The organism is Cupriavidus sp. 22TCCZM04-2, from assembly GCF_057798895.1.
In genome coordinates this window covers 110274-135839 of the sequence record NZ_JBYOJS010000010.1, presented here as the reverse complement: position 1 = coordinate 135839, position 25566 = coordinate 110274, and the positions used below count along the sequence as shown (strand labels likewise).

19 protein-coding genes are annotated in these 25566 nt (G+C 67.8%); 9 read left to right on the top strand and 10 right to left on the bottom strand.

Annotated features, from left to right (window positions below; all coding sequences use genetic code 11):
- Positions 1–32 precede the first annotated feature (32 nt).
- Positions 33–1199, top strand: coding sequence for an acyl-CoA dehydrogenase family protein (locus tag AC3FKG_RS16590; RefSeq protein WP_488743578.1), 1167 nt, complete (start codon positions 33–35; stop codon positions 1197–1199).
- Between the two features lie 75 nt (positions 1200–1274).
- A complete protein-coding gene (locus AC3FKG_RS16585; RefSeq protein WP_483710624.1) occupies positions 1275–2258 on the top strand; it encodes a Bug family tripartite tricarboxylate transporter substrate binding protein in 984 nt (327 codons plus the stop codon).
- Positions 2259–2329: 71 nt separating this feature from the next.
- Here the strand turns inward: AC3FKG_RS16585 and AC3FKG_RS16580 are convergent, their stop codons facing one another.
- Positions 2330–3640, bottom strand: a complete 1311-nt coding sequence (locus AC3FKG_RS16580) for a dicarboxylate/amino acid:cation symporter (RefSeq protein ID WP_483710625.1) — start codon at positions 3638–3640, stop codon at positions 2330–2332.
- A gap of 460 nt (positions 3641–4100) precedes the next feature.
- Complete coding sequence (locus AC3FKG_RS16575; RefSeq protein ID WP_488743577.1) at positions 4101–7484, bottom strand: diguanylate cyclase; 3384 nt, start codon at positions 7482–7484, stop codon at positions 4101–4103.
- A 281-nt stretch (positions 7485–7765) separates the two neighbouring features.
- On the opposite strand from AC3FKG_RS16575, the gene AC3FKG_RS16570 reads away from it, so the two are divergent.
- Positions 7766–8650, top strand: a complete 885-nt coding sequence (locus AC3FKG_RS16570; RefSeq protein WP_483710627.1) for a c-type cytochrome — start codon at positions 7766–7768, stop codon at positions 8648–8650.
- A gap of 4 nt (positions 8651–8654) precedes the next feature.
- On the opposite strand, the gene AC3FKG_RS16565 is transcribed toward AC3FKG_RS16570, so the two are convergent.
- Entirely contained in the window at positions 8655–9761 is a 1107-nt protein-coding gene (locus tag AC3FKG_RS16565; protein WP_488743576.1) for an acyltransferase family protein, read from the bottom strand.
- A gap of 222 nt (positions 9762–9983) precedes the next feature.
- Between AC3FKG_RS16565 and AC3FKG_RS16560 the strand changes: the two genes are divergently transcribed.
- From AC3FKG_RS16560 to AC3FKG_RS16545, 4 genes are all read left to right on the top strand, one after another.
- The gene (locus AC3FKG_RS16560) at positions 9984–10442 is read left to right on the top strand and encodes a (2Fe-2S)-binding protein (RefSeq protein WP_483710629.1); all 459 of its coding nucleotides are present in this window, start codon (positions 9984–9986) and stop codon (positions 10440–10442) included.
- A 14-nt stretch (positions 10443–10456) separates the two neighbouring features.
- Complete coding sequence (locus AC3FKG_RS16555; RefSeq protein ID WP_488743575.1) at positions 10457–12718, top strand: xanthine dehydrogenase family protein molybdopterin-binding subunit; 2262 nt, start codon at positions 10457–10459, stop codon at positions 12716–12718.
- Positions 12719–12770: 52 nt separating this feature from the next.
- Positions 12771–13484 carry a DsbA family protein gene (locus AC3FKG_RS16550; RefSeq protein ID WP_488743574.1) on the top strand — a complete coding sequence of 238 codons (714 nt, stop codon included), beginning with the start codon at positions 12771–12773 and terminating at the stop codon, positions 13482–13484.
- A 104-nt stretch (positions 13485–13588) separates the two neighbouring features.
- Positions 13589–13876 carry an ArsR family transcriptional regulator gene (locus tag AC3FKG_RS16545; RefSeq protein ID WP_483710632.1) on the top strand — a complete coding sequence of 96 codons (288 nt, stop codon included), beginning with the start codon at positions 13589–13591 and terminating at the stop codon, positions 13874–13876.
- Between the two features lie 53 nt (positions 13877–13929).
- Here the strand turns inward: AC3FKG_RS16545 and AC3FKG_RS16540 are convergent, their stop codons facing one another.
- Together AC3FKG_RS16540 and AC3FKG_RS16535 are read right to left on the bottom strand one after the other, a co-directional pair.
- Positions 13930–15459, bottom strand: a complete 1530-nt coding sequence (locus AC3FKG_RS16540) for an MltF family protein (RefSeq protein ID WP_483710633.1) — start codon at positions 15457–15459, stop codon at positions 13930–13932.
- Positions 15460–15608: 149 nt separating this feature from the next.
- A complete protein-coding gene (locus AC3FKG_RS16535) occupies positions 15609–15812 on the bottom strand; it encodes a hypothetical protein (RefSeq protein WP_483710634.1) in 204 nt (67 codons plus the stop codon).
- Between the two features lie 643 nt (positions 15813–16455).
- Between AC3FKG_RS16535 and AC3FKG_RS16530 the strand changes: the two genes are divergently transcribed.
- Positions 16456–17268, top strand: a complete 813-nt coding sequence (locus AC3FKG_RS16530; protein ID WP_483710635.1) for an SDR family NAD(P)-dependent oxidoreductase — start codon at positions 16456–16458, stop codon at positions 17266–17268.
- A gap of 86 nt (positions 17269–17354) precedes the next feature.
- Here the strand turns inward: AC3FKG_RS16530 and AC3FKG_RS16525 are convergent, their stop codons facing one another.
- The 4 genes from AC3FKG_RS16525 to AC3FKG_RS16510 form a co-directional block, all read right to left on the bottom strand.
- A complete protein-coding gene (locus tag AC3FKG_RS16525; RefSeq protein WP_483710636.1) occupies positions 17355–18113 on the bottom strand; it encodes an SDR family NAD(P)-dependent oxidoreductase in 759 nt (252 codons plus the stop codon).
- 126 nt (positions 18114–18239) lie between these two features.
- A complete protein-coding gene (locus tag AC3FKG_RS16520; RefSeq protein WP_488743573.1) occupies positions 18240–19211 on the bottom strand; it encodes a quinone oxidoreductase family protein in 972 nt (323 codons plus the stop codon).
- Between the two features lie 46 nt (positions 19212–19257).
- Positions 19258–20313, bottom strand: coding sequence for a beta-keto acid cleavage family enzyme (locus AC3FKG_RS16515; RefSeq protein WP_483710638.1), 1056 nt, complete (start codon positions 20311–20313; stop codon positions 19258–19260).
- A gap of 90 nt (positions 20314–20403) precedes the next feature.
- A complete protein-coding gene (locus AC3FKG_RS16510) occupies positions 20404–21450 on the bottom strand; it encodes a universal stress protein (protein ID WP_488743572.1) in 1047 nt (348 codons plus the stop codon).
- Between the two features lie 307 nt (positions 21451–21757).
- Between AC3FKG_RS16510 and AC3FKG_RS16505 the strand changes: the two genes are divergently transcribed.
- The gene (locus tag AC3FKG_RS16505; RefSeq protein WP_488743571.1) at positions 21758–24457 is read left to right on the top strand and encodes a helix-turn-helix transcriptional regulator; all 2700 of its coding nucleotides are present in this window, start codon (positions 21758–21760) and stop codon (positions 24455–24457) included.
- Positions 24458–24463: 6 nt separating this feature from the next.
- Here AC3FKG_RS16505 and AC3FKG_RS16500 read toward each other — a convergent pair whose 3' ends face one another.
- Entirely contained in the window at positions 24464–25543 is a 1080-nt protein-coding gene (locus AC3FKG_RS16500) for an AraC family transcriptional regulator (protein ID WP_488743570.1), read from the bottom strand.
- Positions 25544–25566 lie beyond the last annotated feature (23 nt).

The window sequence follows — 25566 nt, the reverse complement described above, 5'->3', positions numbered from 1 at the left end:
CGCCACGAGATTTTTTTTTCAGGAGACCACGCATGCATTTCGAACTCGATGAAGAACACCAGATGCTCAAGGACCTGGTGGCGCGCTTCGTCCGCGAACAGCTGATTCCGCTCGAGCCGGCCGCGCTGGCGCGCGAGGCCGAGGGCGGGCAATTCATGCTGACCCCGCAGGAGCAGGACCGGCTCGACGGGATGTCGCGCGAACTGGGCCTGTGGGGACTGGACGCCCCCGCCGAGATGGGCGGCGCGGACTTGCCCGTGGTGGCGATGGTCGGCGTCAACGAAGAGCTGGGCAAGACCGTCACGCCATACGACCTGCCGCCCGATTCTCCAAACCTGCGCATGCTGCTGAAGACCGCCGACGCGGCGCAACGCGCGCGCTATCTGGAGCCGTACGCACGGGGCGAGACGATTTCCGCGATTGCCATTTCCGAGCCTGGCGCTGGCGGCGATCCCGCCATGATGACCACGCGTGCCGAGCGCGACGGGGATGACTGGGTGCTCAACGGACGCAAGATCTGGATCAGCCGCGCCGCGCGCGCCGACTGGACCATCGTGATGGCCGTCACCGACAAGACGCGCGGCGCGCGCGGCGGGATCTCCGCCTTCCTCGTTGATCGCGGCACGGCCGGCTTCAAGGTCGAGCGGCGCATCGCGATGATCGGCGGCGCCAGCACCTACGAGTTGGTGCTGGAAGACTGCCGCATTCCCCATTCCCAACTGTTGGGCGTGGAAGGGCAGGGCTTCGCGCCGATGCAGGCGCGGCTGTCCAGCCGCCGCGTGCAGATGGCGGCCTGGTGCATCGGCCGGGCGCAGCGCGCGCTCGACATGCTGTGCGAGTACGCGCCGCAACGCCGTACCTTCGGCGCCGCGCTGGCGGACCGGCAAGCCATCCAGTGGTGGGTTGCGGACGCCGCCACGCGCATCCACGCGTGCCGCCTGATGACCTACGAGGCCGCGGCCCGCATCGACAACGGCGACGAGGCCCGCACCCAGGTCTCGATGATCAAGGTATTCGCCACGGAAATGGCATGGGACGTCATTGACCACGCGATGCAGGCATTCGGCGCCATGGGCATGACCAAGGAAATGCCACTGCAGCAGATGGCCAACGAAACCCGGCTGATGCGCATCTACGAAGGCCCGTCCGAAGTGCACCGCTGGGTGATCGCCCGCGATCTGCTGGGGCTCAAGCGCTAGCGTGCGCCGGGCCGGGCATTCACTGAAGTACCGATACCGGCGCGAGATGCCGCCGGACGCATGACAGGAGACCACATGACCACCACTTTCAGCGCTTCGCGGCGACGTTTCACCTTGATGGCAGGCGTGGCGTGCGCGGCCGGCCTGCCGCCCGCATGGGCGCAAGGCTTCCCCAACCGGCCGATCCGTTTCATCGTGCCGTTTCCGTCGGGCAGTGGCACTGACATGACCGCGCGCGTCTTTGCCAAGAAGATCGGCGACCTGACAGGGCAGGGCGTGGTGGTCGAGAACAAGCCCGGTGGCAACGGCTTCATCGGCGTGCAGACGCTGCTTGGTGCGCCGGCCGATGGCTACACGGTATTCATTGGCAGCAATTCCACGCTCTCCACCAACGCCGCAACCTTCCGCAAGCTGCCCTACGACCCGCTGACCGATTTCAGGCCGATCACGCTGCTGTCGCGCGGACCGTGCCTGATCATCGTGCCGCAGAACTCACCGTATCGAACCCTCGGCGAGTTGGTGGAGGACGCGCGCAAGCGCCCCGGAGCACTCAACTACGGCACTGGCTCCGTCTCGTACACCTTGTACAGCGAGTGGCTGAACGAGCAGAGCCGCATGAAGACGACCGGCGTGCCCTACAAGGGCGCGGGCGATGCCATCAACGGCGTGCTGGCCGCCAATGTCGATTTCGCGGTGGTGGACGCCAGCGGCGCCATCGAGCTGGTGAAGTCGGGCAAACTGCGCGCACTGGCCTACACGGCCCCCCAGCGCTCGCCGTTGTTGCCCAACGTGCCGAGCGCAAGCGAGGCGGGCGTGCCGGACTTCCTGGCCTACAACTGGGTGGCGGCGGCGGTGTCCGCCAGGACGCCCGAGCCGGTCGCGCAACGCCTGGGCGAGCTGTTCAACCAGGCTGCGGCGTCCGCCGAGGTCAGGGACTACTACCAGCGCCAGTCCACAACGCTGATTGTTTCCACGCCTGCGGAACTGCACAGCTATCAGAAGGAAGAAATCGCCAGGTGGAAGCGGCTGGCTGCGATTGCAAAGATCGAGTTGCAGTAGAGCGCAGAAAAAAGCCCGGCTGCCTGATCGGCAGCCGGGCTCCGGCGCGTGTCCTGCGGGAACAGGACGGCTTACTTGCCCGCCATCACCTGGCCGGGTGCCAGGGCAGGGGCGCTGTCCGCGACGGGTTCATCCTCGTCGGACGGCACGGGCGCGCCGATGGCGCCTTCGCTTTTGGCGACGACAGCCGTGGCAATGGCATTGCCAAGCACATTGGTCACAGTGCGACCCATGTCCAGTACGTGGTCGATGCCGAGCACCAGCAGGATGCCGGCTTCCGGTAACCCGAACATCGGCAGCACGGCAGCCACCACCACCAGCGAGGCGCGCGGCACGCCGGCGATGCCCTTGCTGGTGACCAGCAGCACCAGCAGCATGGTGATCTGCTGGGTCAGCGACAGCTGGATGCCATACACCTGGGCCACGAACAGCGCGGCGAACGAGGTGTACATGATCGAGCCGTCCAGGTTGAACGAGTAGCCCAGCGGCAGCACGAAGTTGGTGATGCGCTCCTTGACGCCGAAGTGGGTCAGCTGGTCGATCACCTTCGGGTAGGCCGATTCGCTGCTGGCCGTGGCGAAGCCGATCATCAGCGGCGTACGCATGCCCTTGAGCAGGCGGAACACGTCGCGGCCCAGGAAGAAGTAGCCGCCGCCGATCAGCGCCACCCACAGCAGCGCCAGCGCCAGGTACATGCTGCCCAGCAGCTTGGCGTAGACCGCCAGCACGCCCAGGCCCTGCGCGGTAATGACGGCCGAGATGGCACCGAACACGCCCACCGGCGCGAACGCCATGACGTAGTTGGTCACCTTCAGCATGACGTGGCCCAGGCCTTCGATGCCTTGCAGCACCGGCTTGCCCACGCCGTCCTTGACCGTGCCCAGCGCAAAGCCGAAGAACAGCGAGAACACGACGATCTGCAGGATCTCGTTGGTGGCCATGGCTTCGACGAAGCTCTTCGGGAACATGTGCGCGACGAAGTCACGCAGGTTCAGCGAACCGGTCTTGAGCGTCGAGGCGGCGTCGGCGGCCGGCAGCGGCAGGTTCATGCCGTGGCCAGGGGTCAGCAGGTTGGCCATCAGCAGGCCGAGCAGCAGCGAGGTGATGGACGCGCCGATAAACCACGCCATCGCCTTCATGCCGATGCGGCCGACGGCGCGGCCGTCGCCCATGCTGGCGATGCCGGCCACCAGCGTGGCGAACACCAGCGGGCCGATGATCATCTTGATCATCCGCAGGAACACGTCGGTGAGGATGGACAGGTGGTCCGCAATCGATTTGGCGGTGGCGGCGTCCGGCGACAGATTGTGCGCGGCGGTGCCGACCAGCACGCCAAGCAGCATCGCAATGAAGATCAGGGTGGGCAGTCGGTTCAGTTTCATCGTGGGTCAGGCCGTGCGCCCGGTGCCTCGCCCGCGGACGGGAAAGGAGCCGGACGGCTGTATTGCGGGATCGGCAAGGCCGGAACGCTGTGCCGCCGGCAAGGGCGGTGCGTCGCGCCGGCGCAGGCCGGGGACGTCAGCGGGGCAACAGGCGCCGCAATCGCGCCGGGGCGGCGCGGACTGGTTGATGGTCGGGTTCCGTCATATGTCTCCTCCTTGGTGTTGGCATTTGTCGGCGCGTCGCTGGGACGGCCTGACTGCCTGTTGGCCCTGTCGGTGGCGCCATACATTGCACAAGGCGTGCCAGGGCCGCATGCCCTCGAAGGCAGGCTAAGCCACTGAAAATAAAGGAGAAAAAATGTGATGCCGGCGCCCGTGTTCGGCTATCCGGATACCGGGAGCGGCAGTCGTTCGGATTACCGAATGACTGCGTTGGCCTTCGAAGAGCTGAAAGCCCGTGTTATGGGCCTTGGGTCACTTTCCGCGCGATAACGTTCTCGCAGTCAGCGAGATAGGCATCGAGCGGCACGGGGCGCCCTATGGCATAGCCCTGCGCGTAGTCCACGCCGATCGCGCGCAGCACGTTCAGCGTGCGCTCGTCTTCCACCCATTCGGCCACGGTCCGCACGCCGAGCCGGTGGCCGATATCGTTGATCGAGCTGACGATCTCGCGGTCGACCATATTGTCGGCCAGGTTGCGGATAAAGCTGCCGTCGATCTTGAGATAGTCCACCGGGAACTGCTTGAGATACGAAAACGACGACAGGCCGGAGCCGAAATCATCCAGCGCCACCGTGCAGCCGGCGCGCCGCATTTCGGTCACCACACGGTTGGCGGCGGCCATGTTGTTGATCAGCGCGGTTTCCGTGATCTCCATCCGGATCCGGCTGGCGGGCAGGGCTGACTGCTCCAGCTCGGTATGCAGGAACGGCAGCAGGAAAGGCTCGTCCAGCGAATTGGCCGACAGGTTGACCGACACCGACAGGCCCGGCACCGCGCACAGGCGCGCCCCGTATTCGCGCAGCACGTTGCGGATGACCCAGCGGTCGACGTGTCCCATCAGGTCATAGCGCTCGGCGGCCGGGATGAAGGCGCCGGGCATGATCATCTCGCCATCCTCGTCGACCATGCGGACCAGGATCTCGATATGGCGTTCCTCGCGGCCGTCGGCGGGCTGTTGCTGCAGCGCGCGGATTTCCTGCGCGAACAGCCGGAAGCGGTTGCCCTCCAGCGCCGAGTGGATGCCCGCGGCCACCTCCAGCTCGCGATGGTGGCGCCGCGCGTCGCTTTCGTCGCGGCGATAGACCGACAGGCGGCTGCGCCCGGCCGCCTTGGCGGCGTAGCAGGCCACGTCGGCGCGGCTCATCAGCTCGCCCACCGGCGGCACGTCCTGGTCGATGGCGGCAATGCCGATGCTGGCGCCCACGTCGTACACGCGGCCGTCCCACGGGAAGCGCCGGCTGCGGATGGCGTCGATCACGCCCTGGGCGATGGCCTCGGCCTGGTCGACCGTGCAGTCCTTGAGCAGCAGCCCGAACTCGTCGCCGCCGAGCCGCGCCAGCAGGTCGTCGGCGCGCACATGGTTGCGGATCAGGTAGCCCAGTTCGCGCAGCAGGATGTCGCCGGCGCCGTGGCCGGCCGTGTCATTGACGATCTTGAAGCGGTCCAGGTCGATAAAGCACAGCGCGCCGTGATGGCCCTGCGTGCGCGCGGCGTCGCAGGCCTCGCGCAGCCGCTTTTCGAACCAGGTGCGGTTGGGCAGGCCGGTGAGCGCGTCGTGCATGGCCGAATGGGCCAGCTCGCGCTGCATCGCCCGCGCCGTGGTGATGTCCTGGAACACCAGCACCGCGCCGAGCACGTTGCCCGAGGCGGTGAGCACCGGGGCGGCGGAGTCCTGCACGTCGTGGCGCTCGCCGGTCAGGCTCTGCAGCACCGCGCCCTCCTGCAGGTAGGCGGGCGTGAGCGTCTGCAGGCAGGCTTCGACGGGGCTGGGAATGGGCAGCCCGGTGATTTCATCGACGATGCGGAACACGCGCTCCAGCGGCAGGCCGCTGGCGCTGGCCATGGTCCAGCCCGTGAGCTGTTCGGCGATCGGGTTCATGAAGGTCACGCGGACCGCGGCGTCGGTGCAGATCACCGCGTCGCCGATCGACTGCAGCGTGATGTGCAGGCGCTCCTTTTCCTCGAACAGCGCCTCGGTCAGGCGGCGCTGCTCGGTGATATCCCAGTTGGTGCCCACTAGCGCCAGCGCGGTGCCGTCGTCACGGCGCGTGACATTGGCCATGGCGCGCACGTGGCGCACGTCGCCATCGGGCCGCACCACGCGGTATTCGGTGTCGAACGGCGTTTCGCCGCGGATGGCCTTGCGCATCTCGCCGTTCACGCGCGCCACGTCCTCGGGGTGGAGCATGGCAATCCATTGAGCGATCACCGGCGCGCCGCGCGCCGCTTCGGTGCCGTGCAGCGCGTGCATGCGCGCATCCCAGGTGATGCCGGAGCTGGTGAAATCCCATTCCCAGATGCCCACGCCGCCGGCTTCGACCGCGAGCTGGGTGCGGCGCGAGAGCTGTTCGAACTGCTCCTGCGCAAGCTTGCGCGTGTGGATATCCTCGATCTGCGCGATGAAATGCAGCGGGCTGCGGCTTTGCTGGTCGCGCACCAGCGACACCGCCAGCAGGGCCCAGCGGTAAACGCCGTCCTGGTGGAGGAAGCGCTTTTCCATGCGGTACGACTCGATCTCTCCGGCCAGCAGCCGTTGCACCTGGCGCAGGTCGGCATCGAGGTCGTCGGGATGCGTGATGTCCTGGAAGCGCTGCTGCTGCAGCGCCGCGGGGCTGTAGCCGAGCAGGTCCGTCAGCGCGCGGTTGACGGTCTGCCAGCGGCCGTCCAGCCCGGTCAGCGCCATGCCGATGGCCGAGTGTTCCATGGCCAGGCGGAAGCGCTGGTCGCTGCTGTGCAGGCTGGCGCGGCCGTGGCGGTTCTGCTCGGCCAGGTAGGCGATGCAGACCGGGAACACCATGATCAGCGCCGCCGACAGCGGCACCGACTGCTGCACCTGCGCCGCCACCGCGGCCAGTTCCATGGTCAGCGTGGCCAGCAGCGTCAGCAGCGCCGTGCCGAACGGGTTGGCGAACATGGCCGCGAGCACCAGCGGCAGCGACATGGCGACGAACGGGTCATGGCCCTGCCAGAGCGCGAAGGCGCCGATGGCCAGGCACAGCGCCAGCAGCCCCGCCTGCGGCAGCAGCATCTTGCGCGCGAACGTCGCGCGCTCGCGCGCCGCGTTGATGGTCAGTGCCAGCGGCAGCAGCACCACCATGCCAAGCGCACCTGCCTGCCACCAGAGCCACCAGATGCTGGCAAAGCGGTTGCCGGCCAGCCAGGTCAGGGCCGCAGCGCCGGCCGTGGCGCCCAGCGCCGGGCCCAGCACGCAGGCCACGCCGAGCGTGAGCGCGAAATTGCCGAGCGGGCCCAGGCGCTCCGCGCCGGCATGCGCGCAGACAAAGCGCAGCAGCCGTGCGGACCAGGCGACTTCGAACAGGTTCGCGCCGGCCAGCAGCACGGCGGTGTCGGCGCCGTCCAGGAACAGGAAGTTGGCTGCCAGGTTGGCGCCGGCCATGCTCGCAAGGAGCCACGGTGCCTCGGCGCGCGGGCGCAGCCGCAGCAGGCCCAGGCAGAAGGCATTGGGCAGCCACAGCGTGGCCACGCTGCCAGGCAGGCGCGCCAGCCAGATGCCCAGCGCGGCAAGGGCGAAGTAGCCCATGCCGCAGATCAGCATGGGCAGCCAGCGGCGCAGCGGGGCGCCAATGGAAGGAGCGGCCGTATCGACCGTGTCGGACGTCATGGACGGTTCTGGCAGGCAGGAATTCGGGTTCAACGTCGCCAGGGCGGACCGTGCCCCAGCGTAGCGCCACTCTATCGGTTCGGGTACGCCGGCAGGCGGGAGACAGCAGGCAGGTCCCGCCCCTGTTGCCACTGGTGCTGGCGGGTTTTTTTTGGTATGGCGCTGCGGTCGCGCGGCCCCCCGGCAAGTGTGTCTTTCCCCACAGACACGGCGATGCCACCCCCGCAATCTGAAACGCCGGCGCCGCATGGGCGGCGCGATCTCCGCAGGGAGGAAGCAGCATGGCGCGTTATCTGCGTGTGGCGGCCTGGTCGCTGGCCGGTGCGGCCGTGACCGCTGCCGCGGTGGTCTATGGCGCCATGCTGATCGGCGACCAGAAGGCCGGGCGCACCATCGACCTCAAGGTCGCGCCGGTCGCGTATCGCGACGATGCCGCCAGCATTACGCTTGGCAAGTACCTGTTCGAATCGCGCGGCTGCATGGAATGCCATGGCGCCGCCGGGGGCGGGCGCCAGGTATTCGATGACCCGGCCGGCCTGCAGGTGCGCGCGCCGGACCTGACGCGCGGCAATGCCGAGATCGCCCGCTACCAGCCCATCGACTGGGTCCGCAGCATCCGCCACGGCGTCGGGCCATCGGGCCGGCCGCTGCTAGTCATGCCCAGCGAAGACTACAACCGGCTCAGCGACGATGACCTGGCCGCGCTGGTGGCGTACCTGCGCAGCCTGCCGCCGGGGCTTGGCGCGCCCGCCGACATCCGCATGCCGTGGTTCGTGCGCGCCATGTATGGCGCGGGCCTGATCCGCGACGCGGCTTCGAAGATCGACCACAAGCTGCCGCCGTCGCCGGCCATCGTGCCGTCGGTGACGGCGCAGTATGGCGGATACGTGGCCAATGCCTGCCAGGGTTGCCACCGGGCGGACCTGCGCGGCGGCAAGATCCCCGGTGCCCCGCCGGACTGGCCGCCCGCGGCGGACCTGCGCCCCGTTTCCGGTGGCGCCATGGCGCGCTACGACAAGGCCGCCGCCTTTATCGCCATGATGCGCAGCGGCAAGCGCCCCGACGGATCGGCCATCAGCAGCGTGATGCCGTTCGACTCCTTCGGCCGCATGAACGACACCGACCTGACCGCGCTCTACCTGTACCTGGCCAGCCTGCGCAGCTGAGCCGTCAGCCTGGCCGTCGCGCCAGGCGCCGGCCGGCCGCGATGCCGGGCAGTTCGACCCAGCGGTGCAGCAGCATGGCGAGCAACAGGGCCAGCGCGGCATCGATGGCGAATCGCGTCAGTTGCAGGACGTACTGGTCCGGCGCCAGTTCGGGCATCAGCCGCTTGACGCCTTCGATCACGGTCGGGTGGACCAGGTAGAGGGCGTACGACAACTCGCCCAGCCATACCAGCGCGCGCGGCACGCGCAAAAGGCCGGTGTGCTCGGCCGCGACCGCGCCCGCCAGCAACGCGGCGGCGGGCAGGCCGCGCCCCGCCAGGCTGAAATCGGGACCGGCCAGCGGCAGCGATGCCAGGAACCAGCCGGTGCCGAGGGCCAGCATCGCCCACGCCGCGCCGGGCGTCAGCACGTGGCGCCAGCGCGCATAGGCCCACGCCAGCAGGCAGCCGAGCAGGAACTCCAGCACCAGCGGATTGCTCGCCATCGCCATCCACGGCGAAGCGAACGGATAGCCCTGCGCGGGGTCCACGACCGGCGCGCCAAAGCGCCACCACGGCAGCACCAGCGTGAACACGGTGAACAGCGCCAGCACCACCCACAGCGCGCGCCGGCCCGCGAGCCACAGCCCGAGCGCAAAGGCGCCGTAGAACGCCATCTCGTAGTTGAGCGACCAGCCCACGTACAACGCGGGATAACCGTAGTAGGGCGCGTGGTCCGTGCTGGTCGGCACGAAGGCGAGCGACGCCGCGAACACCGCTGGCGTGACCGGGTTCAGCAGCAGCGCGTGGATCGCCGACATGGTCCAGTACGGCGGTGCCAGCCGGCAGCAGCGCCGGATCATGAAGCTCAGCGGCGTTTCGGGCCGCGGCCTTGCCAGCACCGCAACCCACGCGATGATGAAGCCGCTGATGACAAAAAACACATCCACGCCGACATGGCCGCGCTTGATCACGTTGGCGGTAATCCACGCGAGCACGGGCGTCTGCGCCGTGCCCAGTGCCAGGCCGGAGTGGTACAGCACGACATACGCGGCCGCCAGCCCGCGCAGGGCCTGGATGCTGTCGAGTGTCGCGATGGCGCGTTCGCGGGATTCTGGAATAGTCGGTGTCACTGTTGCGGCGGTGGCCGTGAATGTGTGCTGGTCTTCTGACTGACTGCGCCAGCTTGCACAAAGTTCGTGCACAAAATCCCACATCACGCCGGCGCGGCACACCCCGTCGGCAAGGTGACTGGAATTGCACTATGCTCATTTGTCCGCGGCGGCCGGTCAATGGCGGTGGCTTGCGGCGTGTGAACAAGAATGACGGGCAACGTACCCAAGGAGTGTCCCCGCATGACCACCCTCAACATCAACGGCAAGGCGCAGGAAGTCGACGTGGATCCGTCCACGCCGCTGCTGTGGGCCTTGCGCGACAACCTCGACCTGACCGGGACCAAGTTCGGCTGCGGCATGGCCGCATGCGGCGCCTGCACGGTCCATATCAATGGCACGGCCACGCGCAGCTGCGTGACGCCGATTTCGGCGGCGGCCGGTGCGCGCATCACCACCATCGAGGGCGTGAAGGCCGACAAGGTCGGACGCGCGGTGCTCGACGCGTGGATCAAGCATGACGTGGCCCAGTGCGGCTATTGCCAGAACGGGCAGGTGATGAGCGCGGTGGGGCTGCTGCGCACCAAGCCCCGGCCCACCGATGCCGACATCGACCAGGCCATGGCCGGCAACCTGTGCCGCTGCGGCACTTACCAGCGCATCCGGGCCGCGATCAAGGATGCGGCCCGCGCGCTGGCCTGAGCGGAGCGACTGACATGCGTATTCGTGGACTCGAAGCCCTGGCCGGCGCAAAGGCGCGGGGTGGCAATACCGACAGCATTGGCGATACCGGCGTGGCGACGCTGGACCGCCGCAGCTTCCTCAAGCTGACCGGCCTCGCCGGCGGCGGCCTGGCGCTGGGCATGGTGCCCGTGGCGCAGGCGCAGGAAGAGGGCGCATCGAAGGGCCAGCCCTCGGCGCCGCAGGCGTTCCTGGTGATCGCGCCGGACAACACGGTGACGATCGCGGTGAACCGGCTGGAATTCGGCCAGGGCGTGCACACCGCGCTCCCCATGGCGCTGGCCGAGGAACTGGACGTGGACTGGCGCAATGTGCGCGCCGCGCTGGCCCCCGCCGGCGACCCGTACAAGGACCCCGGCTTCGGCATGCAGATGACCGGCGGCTCCACCGCCATCAATCATTCGTTCCAGCAGTACCGCGAACTCGGTGCGCGCGCCCGCGCCATGCTGGTCGCCGCGGCGGCGCAGCAATGGCAGGTCGATCCCGCCAGCTGCAAGGTCGATCAGGGCGTGGTGAGCTCGGGCAGCCGGCGTGCCACGTTTGGCGAACTGGCGCCCGTGGCCATGAAGCTGCCGGTGCCGCAGCAGGTGCGCCTGAAGGACCCGTCGCAGTTCCGGCTGGTGGGCAAGCCCACGCCGCGGCTCGATGCGCGCGGCAAGCTGGAAGGCCAGCCCGTGTTCGGTATCGATACCGACGTGAAGGACATGATGGTGGCCGTGGTGGCCCGCCCGCCGCGCTTTGGCGGCAAGGTCAAGTCGTTCAATGCCGACAAGGCCCGCGCGATCAAGGGCGTGGGCGACGTGATGCTGGTGCCCGTGGATCGCGGCGGCACCGGCGTGGCCGTGGTGGCCGATGGCTACTGGCCCGCGAAGCAGGCGCGCGACGCGCTGCAGATCGAGTGGGAGGACACCGGCTCCAAGGTGTCGTCGCAGGCGCTGTTCGACGAGTACGCGAAGCTCGCCATGCAGCCCGGCACCGTGGCGCGCGCGGGCGAGGGCGATATCGCCGCGGCCGTGAACGGCGCCCCGCGCAAGATCGACGCCGAATACCGGTTCCCCTACCTGGCCCATGCGCCGATGGAGCCGCTGAACTGCACGCTGCAGCCCGAGGTGGTTGGCAGCAAGGTGCGGTCCGTCAAGGTGTGGGTCGGGTCGCAGTTCCAGACCGTCGACCAGGCTGCCGTGGCGCGCGTGTTCGAACTGGGTCCCGACAAGGTCGCGCTCAACACCATGATGGCGGGCGGCGGCTTTGGCCGCCGCGCGGTGCCCACGTCGGACTACCTGGTCGAAGCCGCCAATGTGGTGCGTGCCTGGGTCGCCAACGGCCACACCGAACCGGTCAAGGTGATCTGGAGCCGCGAGGACGATATCCGTGGCGGCTACTACCGCCCGCTGCATGTGCACCGCGCCCGCATCGGCCTGGATGCGCAGGGCAAGGTGGTGGGCTGGCAGCACACCATCGTCGGCCAGTCGATCCTGAAGGGCACGCCGTTCGAGCCGTTCATGGTCAAGAACGGCGTGGACGCGACCATGACCGAGGGCCTGCTGGAGAACGACTACAACCTGCCGTTGCAGCTCGCGGTGCATCATCCGCAGGTCGACGTGCCGGTGCTGTGGTGGCGCTCGGTCGGCAACACGCACACCGCCTACGTCAAGGAAACGCTGGTCGACGAAATGGCCGCGGCGGCGAAGCAAGACCCGGTGGCCTACCGGCTGGCGCGGCTCGACGAGAGCAGGCACGCGCGCCATCGCGCCGCGCTGCAGCTCGCGGTGGAGAAGTCCGGCTACGGCAAGCGCAAGCTGCCCAAGGGGCATGCCTGGGGCGTGGCGGTGCATGAGTCGTTCAACTCGGTGGTGGCCCATGTGGCCGAGGTCTCGCTGGTCAAGGGCCAGCCGCGCGTGCACCGCGTGACCGCCGGCGTGCATGCCAACCGCGTGGTAAACCCGCTGTCGGCCGAGGCGCAGATCCAGGGCGCCTGCATCTTCGGGCTGGCGATGACGCGGCCCGGGTTTGCCATCGAGATGGAGAACGGCGTGGTGAAGAACGGCAACTTCCCCGACTACCCGCCACCGCGCATCACCGACGCGCCCGTGGTCGACGTGTTCTTCGTGCCGTCGCAGGATCCGCCCACGGGCCTTGGCGAACCGGGTGTGCCGCCGATTGCCCCGGCCGTCGCCAACGCGCTGTTCGTGCTGACGGGCAAGCGGCAGCGCCAGTTGCCGTTCGTGCTGGCCTGAGCGGCCACGCGGCGCCGGAGGCGCACGCCGCCTCCGGCGCTATCATGGCGGCATGACGACGACCGCCACCCTCCATTACCTTTACGATCCCCTGTGCGGCTGGTGCTATGCCGCCGCGCCGCTGGTGCAGGCCGCCCAGGCCGTGCCCGGCCTGGCGCTGGCGCTGCATGCCGGCGGCATGATGGCCGGCGCGCAACGCCAGCCGGTGACGCCCGCGCTGCGCAACTATGTGATGCCGCATGACCGGCGCATCCACGCGCTCACGGGCCAGCCGTTCGGCGACGCCTATTTCAACGGCCTGCTGTGCGACGCGCAGGCCGTGTTCGATTCCGAGCCGCCCACCACCGCCATCCTGGCTGCCGAGGCGCTCTCGGCCGGCCTGCCGCGGAGCCTGGCGCCCGCCATGCTCAAGCGCATCCAGCACGCGCACTACGTGGAAGGGCGGCAGATCGCCCGGCCCGAGGTGCTGGCCGCGCTGGCAGTGGAAGTCGGCATGGCGCCTCAGGCATTCGACGCGGCCTATGGCGCGGCGGCGGGCGCACTGGTCGCCCGTCATATCGACGCCAGCCGGCGCATGCTGGGCGCGCTTGGCGGCCGGGGCTTCCCGACTTTTGCGCTCCAGACGGACGATGGCTTCCACGTGCTCGACTTCGGTCCCTACCTCGGCAGGCCGGCCGAATGGCAGGCAGCGATCGCGCAGCAGGCCAGCCTCGACGATGGCGGCGGCGCATCACCCGTCTGCGGGCCAGACGGGTGCGTGTTGTAATCCACGCAGCCCGTGCGCGGTCCTATTGCCTTTGCCGCCCGGTCCGCGTAGAACGTGAAAAAAAGCGAGGGCGGCGGCGCCCTCCGGACGATCGAGGTGTGTCGATGGAGACCCAGGAAAGCGCGCTGACCATGGCGCTGATGACCGAACCCGCGCGCGTGAAGATCTGCCGGGCGCTGCTGCAGGCCGGTGAGGAAGGGCTGCCCGCGGCCGACCTCGCGCAACTGGCCGGGCTGCCCATCAAGCGCGCCGGCCACCTGTTCGAGGAAATGCTGCAGGCCAACGTGGTCACGCTGGCCATCCGCGACCGCCGCGTCTGCTACGTCCTCAAGGCGCGGCTGGCCGTGACCGAAGCGCTCGGCTATATCGACGCCAGCGGGCTGGCCGACTGAACGCTTCGCAACGGTACGGCTCGCACGGCGCCGACCGCGATCCGGGGCAAGGCCTATTTGACGACTTCCTTCAGCGCGCGGTCTCGCGTGGCCTGCATGTCCTGCAACAGGCGGTAGGCGGCGTAGTACTTGTAGATGTTCCGCACATAAGTCGTGGTTTCAATGCCGATCTTCTCGGCCACGACGATCTCCACATTGTTGAACCACTTGTCCGGGTCCAGGCCCCGCGCCGCGGCCTCCTTGCGCATCTTGGCGATATTGCCGGGCCCGGCGTTGTAGCTGGCGAAGGCAAAGAGCGGACGGTTCGCTTCGGAGAAATGCGCATCGGGGAAATACCGGGTCATCAGCTTGTCGAGGTACTTGGTGCCCGCGTGGATGTTGGACTCGGTCTGCCTGATATCGCCCACGTTGAGTTCCTTGCCGGTGGCGGGCATGACCTGCATGACGCCGATCGCGCCCACATGGCTGCGGGCCTTCTGGTTCAGCTGCGACTCCTGGAAGCCCTGCGCGGCCAGCATCAGCGGGTCGAAGCTATAGTCCTTGCCGTACTTCTCGAAGAAGGCGACGGTCTGCTCGAAGCGCTTGTATTCCTCGTCATTGGTGTTATTGCGGATTTGCTTGATGCTCTTCATCATCTGCTTGAGCCGGTATTCCGCGACACCTTGCTTCTTCACATAGTTGAGATAGAACTCATCGACCGCCGCGCGCAACTGCGGGCTGTTCTTGCGGTAGGCCCAGCCGACATAGCCTTCGGCCCGGACCACGAGGTCATCGCGTACCTTGATATTGGGCAGGATCTGCGCCCACATTGCCGCTTTCCAGTCATCCACCACGAGGATCTGCAACAGGCCGGCATTGGCCATCTCCATGGCATCTTCGTCTTCGAGCGCGTCAGGCAGCATCACCAGACGGATCGCGGGCTTGCCGCTCTTGCGCAGGCTGTCATTCAGGACCGTGAGGCTATCGAAGTAGCTGCTGGCGCGTCGCACATGCACGGTCTTGCCGGACAAATCGGCCACGCTGGACAGCAGCGGCGCCTTGGGCCCGGTGACGACCAGTTCGCGCACCGGCTTGCGGTCACGTGGCGCGGAGAAGTCGACCAGCTTGAGCCGCGCATCGGTCACGGTCAAATTGCCGGCGGCAATGTCGCCCAGCCCGGCGGCCAGGTCGGGCAGCAGGCGGTCACGGGTCGTGGGGATGATGATGACCGTCAGCGGGCGCTTGCCGAGCCGGCTCGCGTAGGTCTTGTTCAGATAGCGCTCGAAGTCCCGCACCAGTCCGGCAGTCAGGCCGGCTTCGTGGCCCTTGTCGCTGAAGTACAGCGTGCGGCTGTAGGGCACCAGCACGCGGATGAGGTGGCGATCGACCATCGCATCGAAGTCGCCCGTCCAGGGTTTGTTGGCGAGATTGAGGCGGCGGGCGGAGGCGTCATCCGTTGCGGCGGCGGGCGCCACCGCTGCCGGCGCGGAGGCCGGCGGAGATTTTTGCTGCGCGGCGGCAAGCGGGCCGAAGCAGCAGGCCGCCCCGACCAGGCCTTGCAAGAGAAGGCCAGCCAACGATGGAAGCAAGCGGGAAGCGGGCATGTTCGGCAGCGCCGCCGCTGCGCGAATGCCTGCGGTGCGCGCTACTAGAGTCTAGGCCGGAAACGGATGGGTACAAGCCGAACCGGCGGGCGACGGCAGCGTTGGCAGTGGCTTGCCAGTCCACAGCCAACGCTGGTGGCTGCAGATCGCTACTGCTTCGGCGCGGTGAGTTCCTGGCGCGCGGCGGCATCCGCGGCCTGGTTCTCTGCCTTGCGTTCCTGCTTGGCGGCGTTGACGTCCTGCTTGTACTCGCCCTTGGCAGTCTTCTTGGTGGCCTTGTAGTCATCGGCCGCCTTCTTGCGCGCCTCGCGGCGCTCCACCAGCGGGTCCTTAGGTGGTTCGATTTGCGTCATGCCAGGCGGCACGCCTTGCGCACCGGCGGGGGCGGTCGGGGCGGACGGGGCTGTCGGGGCTGTCGGGGCGGGAGTCTGGGCAAGAGCGGCGGCACAACTCAGACCGGTCAGGACCGCGGCGAGTGCGCCGGCCAGATGGGTCGGACGGACGGGCTTTTTCAGATCCATTTGGAACCTCATCAGGTTGTTGTCGGATGCGGCCGGCAGGCTGTTGCACGGGAGCAGGTAGCGCCACCCGTGATCCAGCGGGGCGTCAGCCGCAAGCTTCACTCTAGCGAGCGCGCCGGGTTGGGGATGTCGGGGTTGGGCCGAATGGTTGGGGGGAGGATGTCTGACAGCGGTGTCGTGCCTGGCGGGCGCGGCAGTTCGCGGCTTGGCCGACGGGTCACTTGCGGGCGGCAAAAGTCAGCAAAAGGCGCTTTCGCCGGGTGGGGCGAAGGCGGGTACAGGGCGCTCGTGTCGGCATAGGGCATAGCGCGCGGCGCTGGCCTGGGTGCTCATGTGGATGAGGCCGCCTTCGTGGTTTCCCCAGTTTCCCCGAAATGTCAAGTGGATGCCCCGGATTGTCAAAATGCTTCGCCTTGTTCCTGGATACTAAAAGGCCCACGGTATCGACCTCTGACAAGATCGCAAGGAGATCAGCATGGAGCTTAAGGACAAGGTAGCAATCATTACGGGCGGCGGGCAGGGCGGGGGCGAAGGCATAGCCCGCGTGCTGGCGCGTGAGGGCGCCAGGATTGCCGTGGTAGACCTGAACCTTGACGCCGCCAGACGCGTCGCTTCCAGCATTGATCCGGACGGCAAGCGTGCAATCGCCATCCGCGCCGACATCAGCAAGAAGGCAGACACGGAGGCCATGGCCCGCCAGACGCTGGAGGCGTTTGCCGCCATCGACATCCTGGTCAACAACGCCGGCGTCGGCGGCGCCTCCGCATTGGTGTGCGACGTCACGGAAGAAAACTGGGACCGCGTGATGGGGGTGAACGCCAAGGGCATCCTGTTCTGCTGCCAGGCGGTCATCCCTGCCATGAAGGCGCAGGGCAAGGGCAAGATCGTCAATATCGACTCGATCGCCGGCATTCGCATGGCTTACTTCAGCAGTGTGGATTACACCGCGTCAAAGCATGCGGTCACGGGACTGACGCAACACCTCGCATGGGAGCTGGCGGACCAGCGCATCAATGTCAATGCCGTGTGCCCCGGCGGCATCCTGACGCCCGCCATTGAAGCCTATGCAAGTCCGGAAAAGCGCGATGCGCTGATCAGGCGGACGGTGCCGCTGGGCAGGTTCTGCAAGCCCGAGGAGATCGGCGAAGCGGTATCGTTCCTTGCCAGCGACCGTGCCGACATGATCACGGGCCAGATGCTGGCCGTGGATGGCGGCACCCTTACCGGATATGGCGAGGATCTGCGCGCGGTGCTGCGCCAGCGGCTGCAGGAAGAGCAGGGCCATTGATTTCTTCGTGACTGGCAACCCGCCTTGCTGGCCCACGCCGAAGCGGGCCAGCAAGGCGAGGCTGCCGCCGGCAGCGCAGAGTGAGTTCAATAATGGATGCTGCCGGGTGTTCCGCCGCCGACCGCGATGGCTTCGCCATTGATTGCCACGCTCAGCGGTGAAGCGAGGAAGGTGACCACGCAGGCGACCTCGCTGGCATCGATCATGCGGCCGAGGCTGCTCTTGGTCGCCGCCCACGCCTCGGTTGCCGCATCGGTCTTCTCGGTGCGCGTGGGTCCGGGATGGACCGCCGTGACATTGATGCCCTTCGGGCCAAGTTCATCCGCGAGGTTCTTGGTGATTGCGGCCACGCCGACGTTGCGAAGCGTGGCGATGGGCCGGCCTGTATGGTAGATCGCCAGGCCGCCGATATTGATGATTCGTCCCCAGCCATTTGCGGCCAGATGCGGCGCCAGCGCCCGTGCGGTGCGAAGATAGCCGATGACCTTGATGTCGATATCTTCGAGTGCTTGCGCATCGACGATCTGGTCCAGCTGCGTGGCCGGCGAGATGCCACCTGGCAGGGCTGCGGCATTGACCAGGATATCGATGCCCCCCAGGGCTTCGATCGCCTGCTCCACCATGGCGTCGACGGAAGCCTTGTCGGCGGTATCGACCGTCAGCGGCACAATGCGGCGGCCGGTCAGCGCCGCAAGCTCGGCGGCTGTTGCATCCAGCGCCTCTTTCCCGCGCGCAGCGAGCACGACATCAACGCCTTCCTGCGCGAGCTGCAGGGCAATCGTCTTGCCAATGCCGCGGCTGCCACCTGTCACGATCGCGCGCTTGCCTTCCAGCCTCAAGTCCATGATTCCTCCGATTTCTGCAATGTTCCAGCAACGGGTTCGGGGCGATCGTGCCGTGAGCACGTCGCCCCGTGATGCGCATGCGTCCTGGCGTACGGGCGGTGTTGCCCGCGCGCCGGGACGCAACGGTTACGGTACCAGTACGGTGGCCCCGCTGGTCTTCCTCGATTCGAGCGCGCGATGGGCCTCGGCGGCGTCTGCCAGCGCAAAGCTTTGCCTGGGCTCGCTCGTGATCTTGCCGGCCAGCACCATGTCGAACACCTCCCGGGCCATGTCGAGCATGTGCGAACGCGGCGTAGCGTAGTGCACCATGGCCGGACGCGTGACCCACAGCGAACCCTTGGCGGCGAGCGTGCGGCTGTCGATTTCCACCGGCCCGGAAGTCGTGCCGTTGCTGACGAGGGTGCCGCGCACCTGCAGGCAGGACAGCGATGCATCCAGCGTCGACTTGCCGATCGAGTCGAAGACGACCGGGACCTTCTTGCCGTCGGTGATCTCCATCACACGTTCGACAATATCCTCTCGCGACGTGACGATGGTGTGCGTGCAGCCATTGGCCCTGGCGATCTCCGCCTTTTCGTCGGAGCTGACCGTGCCGATCATGGTCACGCCAAGCGCGCGTGCCCACTGGCACGCGATCAGGCCGACGCCGCCCGCGGCGGCGTGATAGAGGATGGTCTCGCCACCCTTGAGCGGGTAGACCTGGCGGAACAGGTACTGGGCCGTCATGCCCTTCATGATGAGCGTCGAGGCGGTCCGGTCGGAGACGCCATCGGGCAGCGGGATCAGGACTTCCGCCGGCATCACGCGCACGTCCGAGTAAGCGCCCTGGGGCCCGAGCAGATAGCCGACGCGGTCGCCGACGCGGATGTCGGTGACGCCCGGGCCGACGGCCTCGACCACGCCAACGGCATCGGAGCCCAGGCCGTTGGGCAGCTGAAGCGGATAGTGGCCGGTGCGGAAGTAGATATCGATGAAGTTGACGGCAATATAGGTATGGCGGACGCGGGCCTGGCCCGGACCGGGATCACCGACTTCCACGGCCTCAAGCTTGAGGACGTCGGCGCTGCCGGTTTCATAGAAGCGGATTGCTTTTGCCATTCAGGTCTCCTGGGGAAAGTTCATGCCGGCCGGGCGGCCTTGCGCATCAGGCGGCGCGTAGCGGCAGGTTCCTGATGCCGGCCTGGCGGTTGGGCGCCATGCCGTGGGCGGCCAGCGTTTCTTCCGCGCTGTCGTACCACGTGCCGATGCGGTAGATTTCGCGCGCTTCCTTGCCCGAGGCGATCTCGCGGCCAAGTTCCTTGGCCACGCGCACGCACTGCTCGATCTGCTGCACCGAGGTCATGCGGTTGCCGTGCTGGTCGATGATGGTGTCCTCGATGCCGCAGCGCGGGTGCAGGCCCATGGACATCGCCATCATATTGAACGGCAGCACGTTCTTCAGCAGCGACTCGGCAGTCAGCGTGCAGCCGTCCGGCGCGCGATGCACGAAGTTGAAGAAGTTGAACGGGTTGGGGCCGTCAAAGCCGCCGCCGATGCCGATCCACGTCAGGTTCAGCGGGCCCTTGTAGTGGCCGGCGCGCACCAGGCGTTCCAACGTTTCCATCGCATGGATGCCGGTCAGCTGGAAGTGCGGCTGGATGCCGGCGTTGCTCAGGCGGCGCAGGTGTTCTTCCACCCAGCCCGGGCCGGCCGGCACCGTCATTTCGCGGTAGGCGGCCTGGTAGGCGGGCTGCTCCAGCGAGGTACCCTTCAGGTACTCGGGATAGAGCAGTTCCATGATATTCATCTGCGTGGTATTGATCGCCACCGTCACCTGGTCGGGCTTGGGAGTGAGTTCGGCCAGCATGTGGCGGGTGTCGTCCGACAGCCATTTGGCGGCTTCGCCTTCATCTTCGGGCGCGAACGAGATCGAGCCGCCGACCTGGATGATCATGTCCGGCACCGCGGCGCGCACGCCGGCGATCAGCTCGTTGAACTTGGACAGGCGCTTGGAGCCCTTGCCGTCGAGTTCGCGCACATGCAGGTGCAGCACGGTGGCGCCAGCGTTGTAGCAATCCACGGCCTTTTGCACCTGCTCTTCCATGGTCACCGGGATGTCTTCCGGGAAGTCCTGCGGCATCCACTCGGGGCCATACGGGGCCACGGTGATGACCACCTTGTCCTGGTTTTCCGGGTGCAGGGAATCGTCGAGAAATTGCATGGTCTCCATCCTGATGGTGAGTGGCGCGTCCAGGCGCCGGTTTGACAGTCTTGATCCAATGGCCACGATTCGACGCGTGTGGCCGTGCGCTCAGTTGCACTGCATCGATACGCTTTCGGGTCGCGAGCAAATGCGGGCCACGCAATCGGCATCCGCAAGGTCGGCGAGGTAGGCAAGCAGCGTGCCGAACAGGGGGTGCTCATGCCCGCCGGTACGCGCGCCGGGCACGGTGCCCGGATTCGCCGAACCATAGGCGGCGTTCACCCTGTCCCAGTCCGCATCGGTCAGGTAGCGCTGCGCCGCCGGCAGGATGACGCCTTCCTCGCGCCCCATGAGCGCCCAGGCAAACTGCGCGTAGCGATCGACCTGGCTCAGCAACTCGGCCAGCGGGCCGCCCGCCGCAAACCGTTCCACGGCTTCGGCGAGTGCGCCGACCCATTGCGCATCGCGTTCATGCTGGCGCTCCAGTTCGTCGAGTTCGGCGTCGGCCCGGGCCGTGCGTCGGCGCAGCCTGCCGTAGAGGCAGGCCCGCTTGCGGGGATGGTCGCGGGCGACCGCGAAGGTCTCGATGAATCGCGTCATGCCCCGCATCACGGACACGTCCACGCTGGCGCCGTGGTCCTTCGCGGCCATGAGCATGTCCAGCCAGGCGCGCAATACGGCACTGAGGGCCCGGTGTTCGTCGAGGATGCAGCGGATCGCCGGCACTGGTGTCGCCGGCGCGGGATTCGGCATGGCGAACACCGGCAGGCCCGCCGCGAGCACAGCCTGGACCAGCGGCCCCGTCATCACGCCGTGTCCGTGGGCGCCGATGAAGACCAGGTCACAGCCGGCCTCGCGCGCGACGGCGGGGATGGTCGCCTGTGCGTCGCCGCCGGTTGACCCAGCCGACGCGCATGGCATCCCTTGCGCGCGCGCCACCGACTCGGCCTTGCCGAGCAGTTCGCGGCCGCGGCTCATATGGCCGCGCGGCGCTGTGGCCGTGAGCGGCACATGGACGAACGTGAGCCGTGCGGCCGCGATGCGTGCCAGCTCGATGGCCCCGACGACGGTGGCCATGCCTTCATCCGTTTCATCGAGCGGGACCAGCAGGTGCCGGCAAGTGAAGGCGTCGGCATCGGCACAAAGGCGGCTCATGTCGGCACCCCGACCAGCACGCGCACTTGCTCCAGCGCACACACGTCCAAGAATTGCATCGACCGCACCTCGCGTTCCGTTTCGACCTGCACGCATGCTAGCCGCGGCACACCTTGTACGCCCCCTCCGCGAAGGAGGGGGCGATTGCCCGCCAGGTCCGCGGTGTGCCTATAATGAGACACCAGATTTCGAGCCAGGCACGCCGCGCCCAACGGCAGGGCGAAGCCACGAAGCTGCATTGCCGCGCGCGCAGCCCGGCATGCACGTCCCGGCGAGCGCCGCATCCACGCCAACCAGTACTTGCCAGATGACCTCCGTGAACCGCGGCGCGGGCGCCGCGTTTTCCGAGCTTGCGCTCAAGACCATGCCGCCGCGCGTGCCGCGGCATTTGCTTGCGCGTGCGCGCCTTGGTCTCGACAGCGAAGCGCTGCGCGACCGCCCCGCGGTAATCGTGCAGGCGCCGCCGGGCTTCGGCAAGACGCTGTTGCTGGCGCAATGGCGCCGCGAGTACCTGGCACGCGGCGCGGCCGTCGCCTGGGTTTCCGCGGATACTCACGACGATCCGCTCCATTTCCTGCAATGCCTTGTGCTCGCCGTCCGCACAGGCTGCGCACGGCCCGGCTTTGGCCTCACCCTTCTCGAAGGCGCGGCCGCGGCGCTCGGCAGCACGGAAGGGCTCACGGCCTGGCTTGCCGAGGTGGCCCAGACCTCGCTGGACCTTGTACTGATCGTCGACGAAGCCGAACGTCTCTCGCAGGACGGTATTGCGGCTCTGCTTTACCTGCTGCACAACGCGCCTCCCAATCTGCGCATCGTGGTCGCCGCGCGCGGCGGGTTCGACACCGCGCTCAGCGACCTGACGGCATACGGCCAATGCACCGGCATCGGCGCGCAAGCGCTGCGTTTGCGCTTCGATGAAACCATGACCCTCGTGCGCAGCCGCTTCGGCGACCGGATCGACCCCGATAACTGCGCGCGGCTGCATGAATTGACCGACGGATGGCCGCTCGGCCTGCAACTGCTGCTGGCCGCCATGGAGCGCGGCGCGGATCCGCGCAGCGTCGTGGATGCCATGGCGGCCCGCCCCGGTGATGAAGGCGAGCACCTGGTTGGTGGCCTGATTGCCAAGCTCTCGCCCGACGACGTCGCTTTCCTGACTCGCATCGCCGTCGTCGACCACGTTCATCCGGACCTGTGCCGCGCGCTGACGGGCGTCGAGCACGCGCCGGAGCAACTGGCAAGGCTGGTCCGCGAGACACCGATCTTTGTCTCCAGCGACAACAGCGACTGGTGCCGGCTGCACGCGCTCGCGCGCGGCGCCTTGCAGGCGCGCGTGGCCGAGCTGCCCCCCATGGAGCAGGCCGAACTGCATACGCGGGCGTTGCGCTGGCTCGCCACGCGCGGCATCACCGAGGAAGCCGCGCGTCACGCTCACGCGGCGGGCCAGCATGCGCTTGCCTACGAGCTGGCAGGGCGCTCGCTATACGACGCCGCGATGCAGGGGCGGCTGGGTACCGTGCTCGAATGGCTGGAGCGCCTGCCTGACGCGGAACTGGACCGCTACCCGGGCCTGCGCCTTGCCGCTGCCTGGGTGCTCGCGCTGGGCGAGCGCCACGCGGAGGCCGAGGCGCTGGTCGAACGCATGCTGGAGGGCGCAGGCGACGATACCGCCCTGCGCTATGAATGCGCGCTGATTCTGAGCATCGCGGCCTACTACGCGGACCAGCCGGACCGTTGCCTGGCGCTGCTGGAGCCATGGCAGCAGCAGCCTGCGGCGCAGGACCCGCGCCTCGCCCAGATGCATGCCAACCGCCTGGCAATGGCCGCGATCCTGCACGGGCAGCCCGGGAACGCGCGGCGCTATCTGCAGCTCGCGCCCCACGGCGACCTGGGCGAGGGACATCGCTACGCAGCGCGCTGGGGCGAATTCGTGGTCGGGCTGAGCTACCTGCGCGAGGGGCAGGTAATGTTGAGCGAAGCGATCCTGCGGCCCGCGCTGGCAAGCGCGGAAGCCGATCTTGGCCGCCGCCACCCGCTCGCCTGCATGCTCGCGTCGCTGCTGGCCGCGGCGGTCTACGAGTGCGGCCTGGTCGACGAAGCGGCTGCGCTGCTCGCCAACCGGCTGGACGTGCTGGAGCGGTCGGGCACGGCCGAGACGTCGTTGCTGGCATATCTGAGCGCTGCGCGCGTGGCAGCTGTGCAAGGCGTCGAGCATCGCGCACTCGACCTGCTGGAAGCGTTGTACGCGGCAGGCGTCGCGCGCCGGACGCCGCGGCTTTGCATTGCGAGCCTGGCGGACCAGGTGCGCATGCACGCGGGGCGCTTCCGTGCCGAGACCTGCCGGGCCCTGATCGTCCGCCTTGACGAACTGGCCGCGGGGGCTGACGCGGACCATGGCCCGCTGTGGCGCCGCGACGTGGCGCTGATGCAGGCCATGGCACACGCCAACGCGGCGATCGCCGCCCAGGACTGGCCATCCGCGCTGGATGCGCTGCGCCGTGCGGCGCCTGCCGCGGAGGCCATGAAGCTCGGGCGCAAGCGCATCGAGATCATGGCGCTGGAGGCGTTCGTGCGCCATCGCGGGGGCGAGGACAGCCGCCCGCTGATGCAGGAAGCCATGAACCTTGCGCAGACCTATGGCCTGGCCCGCACCTTCGCCGACGCGCATCCGGCGCTGGCCGACTGGGCCAGTCGCCTGGTAGAAGAGGGAGCCGCAGAACCGGGCACCGGCCAGCAGCTGCCGTTGGCGCGCATGCCGCGCCGCACCGGGCGCCCGGCGGCGGAGCCGCGCGCAGTTGCCAGCACGGTGCTGACCCCCAAGGAGCGCGAAGTCCTCGAACTGCTCGCGCGCAATCTCTCCAACAAGGAAATCGCGCAGGCCATCGGCGTGGGCGAGGTCACGGCCAAGTGGCATGTGAAGAACCTGTTCGGCAAGCTGAACGCCGGCACGCGCAAACACGCCGTACGGCGCGCCAAGCTGCTGGGGCTGCTGGAAGGTCTCGAGTAGTTCCCGTCATTTCGTGTCCGATTCGCCCCTCCTTCGCGCAGGGGCGCAGCTGGCCGCGATACGCGGCGCCTGGCGCTTGCTTTCCGGTGCCGGTGGTTGACGGCGCCAAGCCGACACGCTGCAGCCGAAGCGCATGGAGAACCACCTGGAGAAGGCGCTGAGCGAGGAAAAACCCATCAGGATCGCAACGTCCGACAGCGGTCGCTCGCTGTTTTTCAGGTATCTCGTGACGAGGTCGAACCTGACTGCGTCGACGACGGACAGGTAGTTCTGCCCATAGGCAGCCAGGTGGCGATGCATCGTCTTGCGGTCGATGCCAAGTTGCAGGGCTACCTGTTCGGCCCCACACTGGCCAGTTGGCAGCAGCGCGAATACCAGCTTGCGAACCTTGTCCGGCATGGTGGGGCCGGATTGCGCGAGCTTGGTATCCAGGAACTCGCGCGCATGACGGCCCAGTGCCGAATCCGGGGCTGCGTTGGCCACGTCGAGATCGGAGGCGGCCAGCAGGATGCCGTCGAAATCCTGGCGGAAGCGCACCGGTACACCGAACACGCGCCGATGCGTGGCCAGGCTGGCCGGCGCGGAATGGCTGAAGCAGACGCTGCGCGGCTTCCATGCCGTGCCGGCAAGCAGCTTGAACAAGCGGAACCAGAGGCAGATGACGAACTCCGTCGATTGCCGCATGGAACCTTCCACGGATACAAGGAGTTCAAGCCTGACAAGCGCGGCGTCCCCGACGGTCTCGATGCGCAAATCGAGACTTTCGTTGAGCAAATGCAGATAGCGCGCCATCGCGTCCAGCGCGTCGCGCAGGGTGGCGCCCTCGCGCATCACCGTCCACAGAGGTCCCAGCGTTGTCAGTTGACGGGCCTCAGCCACGCGTAGCCCAAGGTCTTCCAGGCCGGCAAGCTGTGCCGAATCCTCCAGCAAGCGCATGACCGACTTCGCCGGCACCCGCATTTCCGGGTCCACCAGGGCAGTCGGGCTGATACCCGCCTGCCGCAGTTGGCGGTACGGATCCAGGCCGAGTTGGCGGGCCACGTCGACAAACTCCGTCAGGTTCACGTGTTGCAGCAGCGTCGACATAGGTGTTCCCCCAGGCGCCCCAA

What these genes read in the sequence shown, in the direction of transcription:
- AC3FKG_RS16590 (WP_488743578.1), top strand. Translation starts at nt 33, where the DNA reads ATGCATTTCGAACTCGATGAAGAACACCAGATGCTCAAGGACCTGGTG.
- AC3FKG_RS16585 (WP_483710624.1), top strand. Translation starts at nt 1,275, where the DNA reads ATGACCACCACTTTCAGCGCTTCGCGGCGACGTTTCACCTTGATGGCA.
- AC3FKG_RS16580 (WP_483710625.1), bottom strand. Translation starts at nt 3,640, where the DNA reads ATGAAACTGAACCGACTGCCCACCCTGATCTTCATTGCGATGCTGCTT.
- AC3FKG_RS16575 (WP_488743577.1), bottom strand. Translation starts at nt 7,484, where the DNA reads ATGACGTCCGACACGGTCGATACGGCCGCTCCTTCCATTGGCGCCCCG.
- AC3FKG_RS16570 (WP_483710627.1), top strand. Translation starts at nt 7,766, where the DNA reads ATGGCGCGTTATCTGCGTGTGGCGGCCTGGTCGCTGGCCGGTGCGGCC.
- AC3FKG_RS16560 (WP_483710629.1), top strand. Translation starts at nt 9,984, where the DNA reads ATGACCACCCTCAACATCAACGGCAAGGCGCAGGAAGTCGACGTGGAT.
- AC3FKG_RS16555 (WP_488743575.1), top strand. Translation starts at nt 10,457, where the DNA reads ATGCGTATTCGTGGACTCGAAGCCCTGGCCGGCGCAAAGGCGCGGGGT.
- AC3FKG_RS16550 (WP_488743574.1), top strand. Translation starts at nt 12,771, where the DNA reads ATGACGACGACCGCCACCCTCCATTACCTTTACGATCCCCTGTGCGGC.
- AC3FKG_RS16545 (WP_483710632.1), top strand. Translation starts at nt 13,589, where the DNA reads ATGGAGACCCAGGAAAGCGCGCTGACCATGGCGCTGATGACCGAACCC.
- AC3FKG_RS16540 (WP_483710633.1), bottom strand. Translation starts at nt 15,459, where the DNA reads ATGCCCGCTTCCCGCTTGCTTCCATCGTTGGCTGGCCTTCTCTTGCAA.
- AC3FKG_RS16535 (WP_483710634.1), bottom strand. Translation starts at nt 15,812, where the DNA reads ATGACGCAAATCGAACCACCTAAGGACCCGCTGGTGGAGCGCCGCGAG.
- AC3FKG_RS16530 (WP_483710635.1), top strand. Translation starts at nt 16,456, where the DNA reads ATGGAGCTTAAGGACAAGGTAGCAATCATTACGGGCGGCGGGCAGGGC.
- AC3FKG_RS16525 (WP_483710636.1), bottom strand. Translation starts at nt 18,113, where the DNA reads ATGGACTTGAGGCTGGAAGGCAAGCGCGCGATCGTGACAGGTGGCAGC.
- AC3FKG_RS16520 (WP_488743573.1), bottom strand. Translation starts at nt 19,211, where the DNA reads ATGGCAAAAGCAATCCGCTTCTATGAAACCGGCAGCGCCGACGTCCTC.
- AC3FKG_RS16515 (WP_483710638.1), bottom strand. Translation starts at nt 20,313, where the DNA reads ATGCAATTTCTCGACGATTCCCTGCACCCGGAAAACCAGGACAAGGTG.
- AC3FKG_RS16510 (WP_488743572.1), bottom strand. Translation starts at nt 21,450, where the DNA reads ATGAGCCGCCTTTGTGCCGATGCCGACGCCTTCACTTGCCGGCACCTG.
- AC3FKG_RS16505 (WP_488743571.1), top strand. Translation starts at nt 21,758, where the DNA reads ATGACCTCCGTGAACCGCGGCGCGGGCGCCGCGTTTTCCGAGCTTGCG.
- AC3FKG_RS16500 (WP_488743570.1), bottom strand. Translation starts at nt 25,543, where the DNA reads ATGTCGACGCTGCTGCAACACGTGAACCTGACGGAGTTTGTCGACGTG.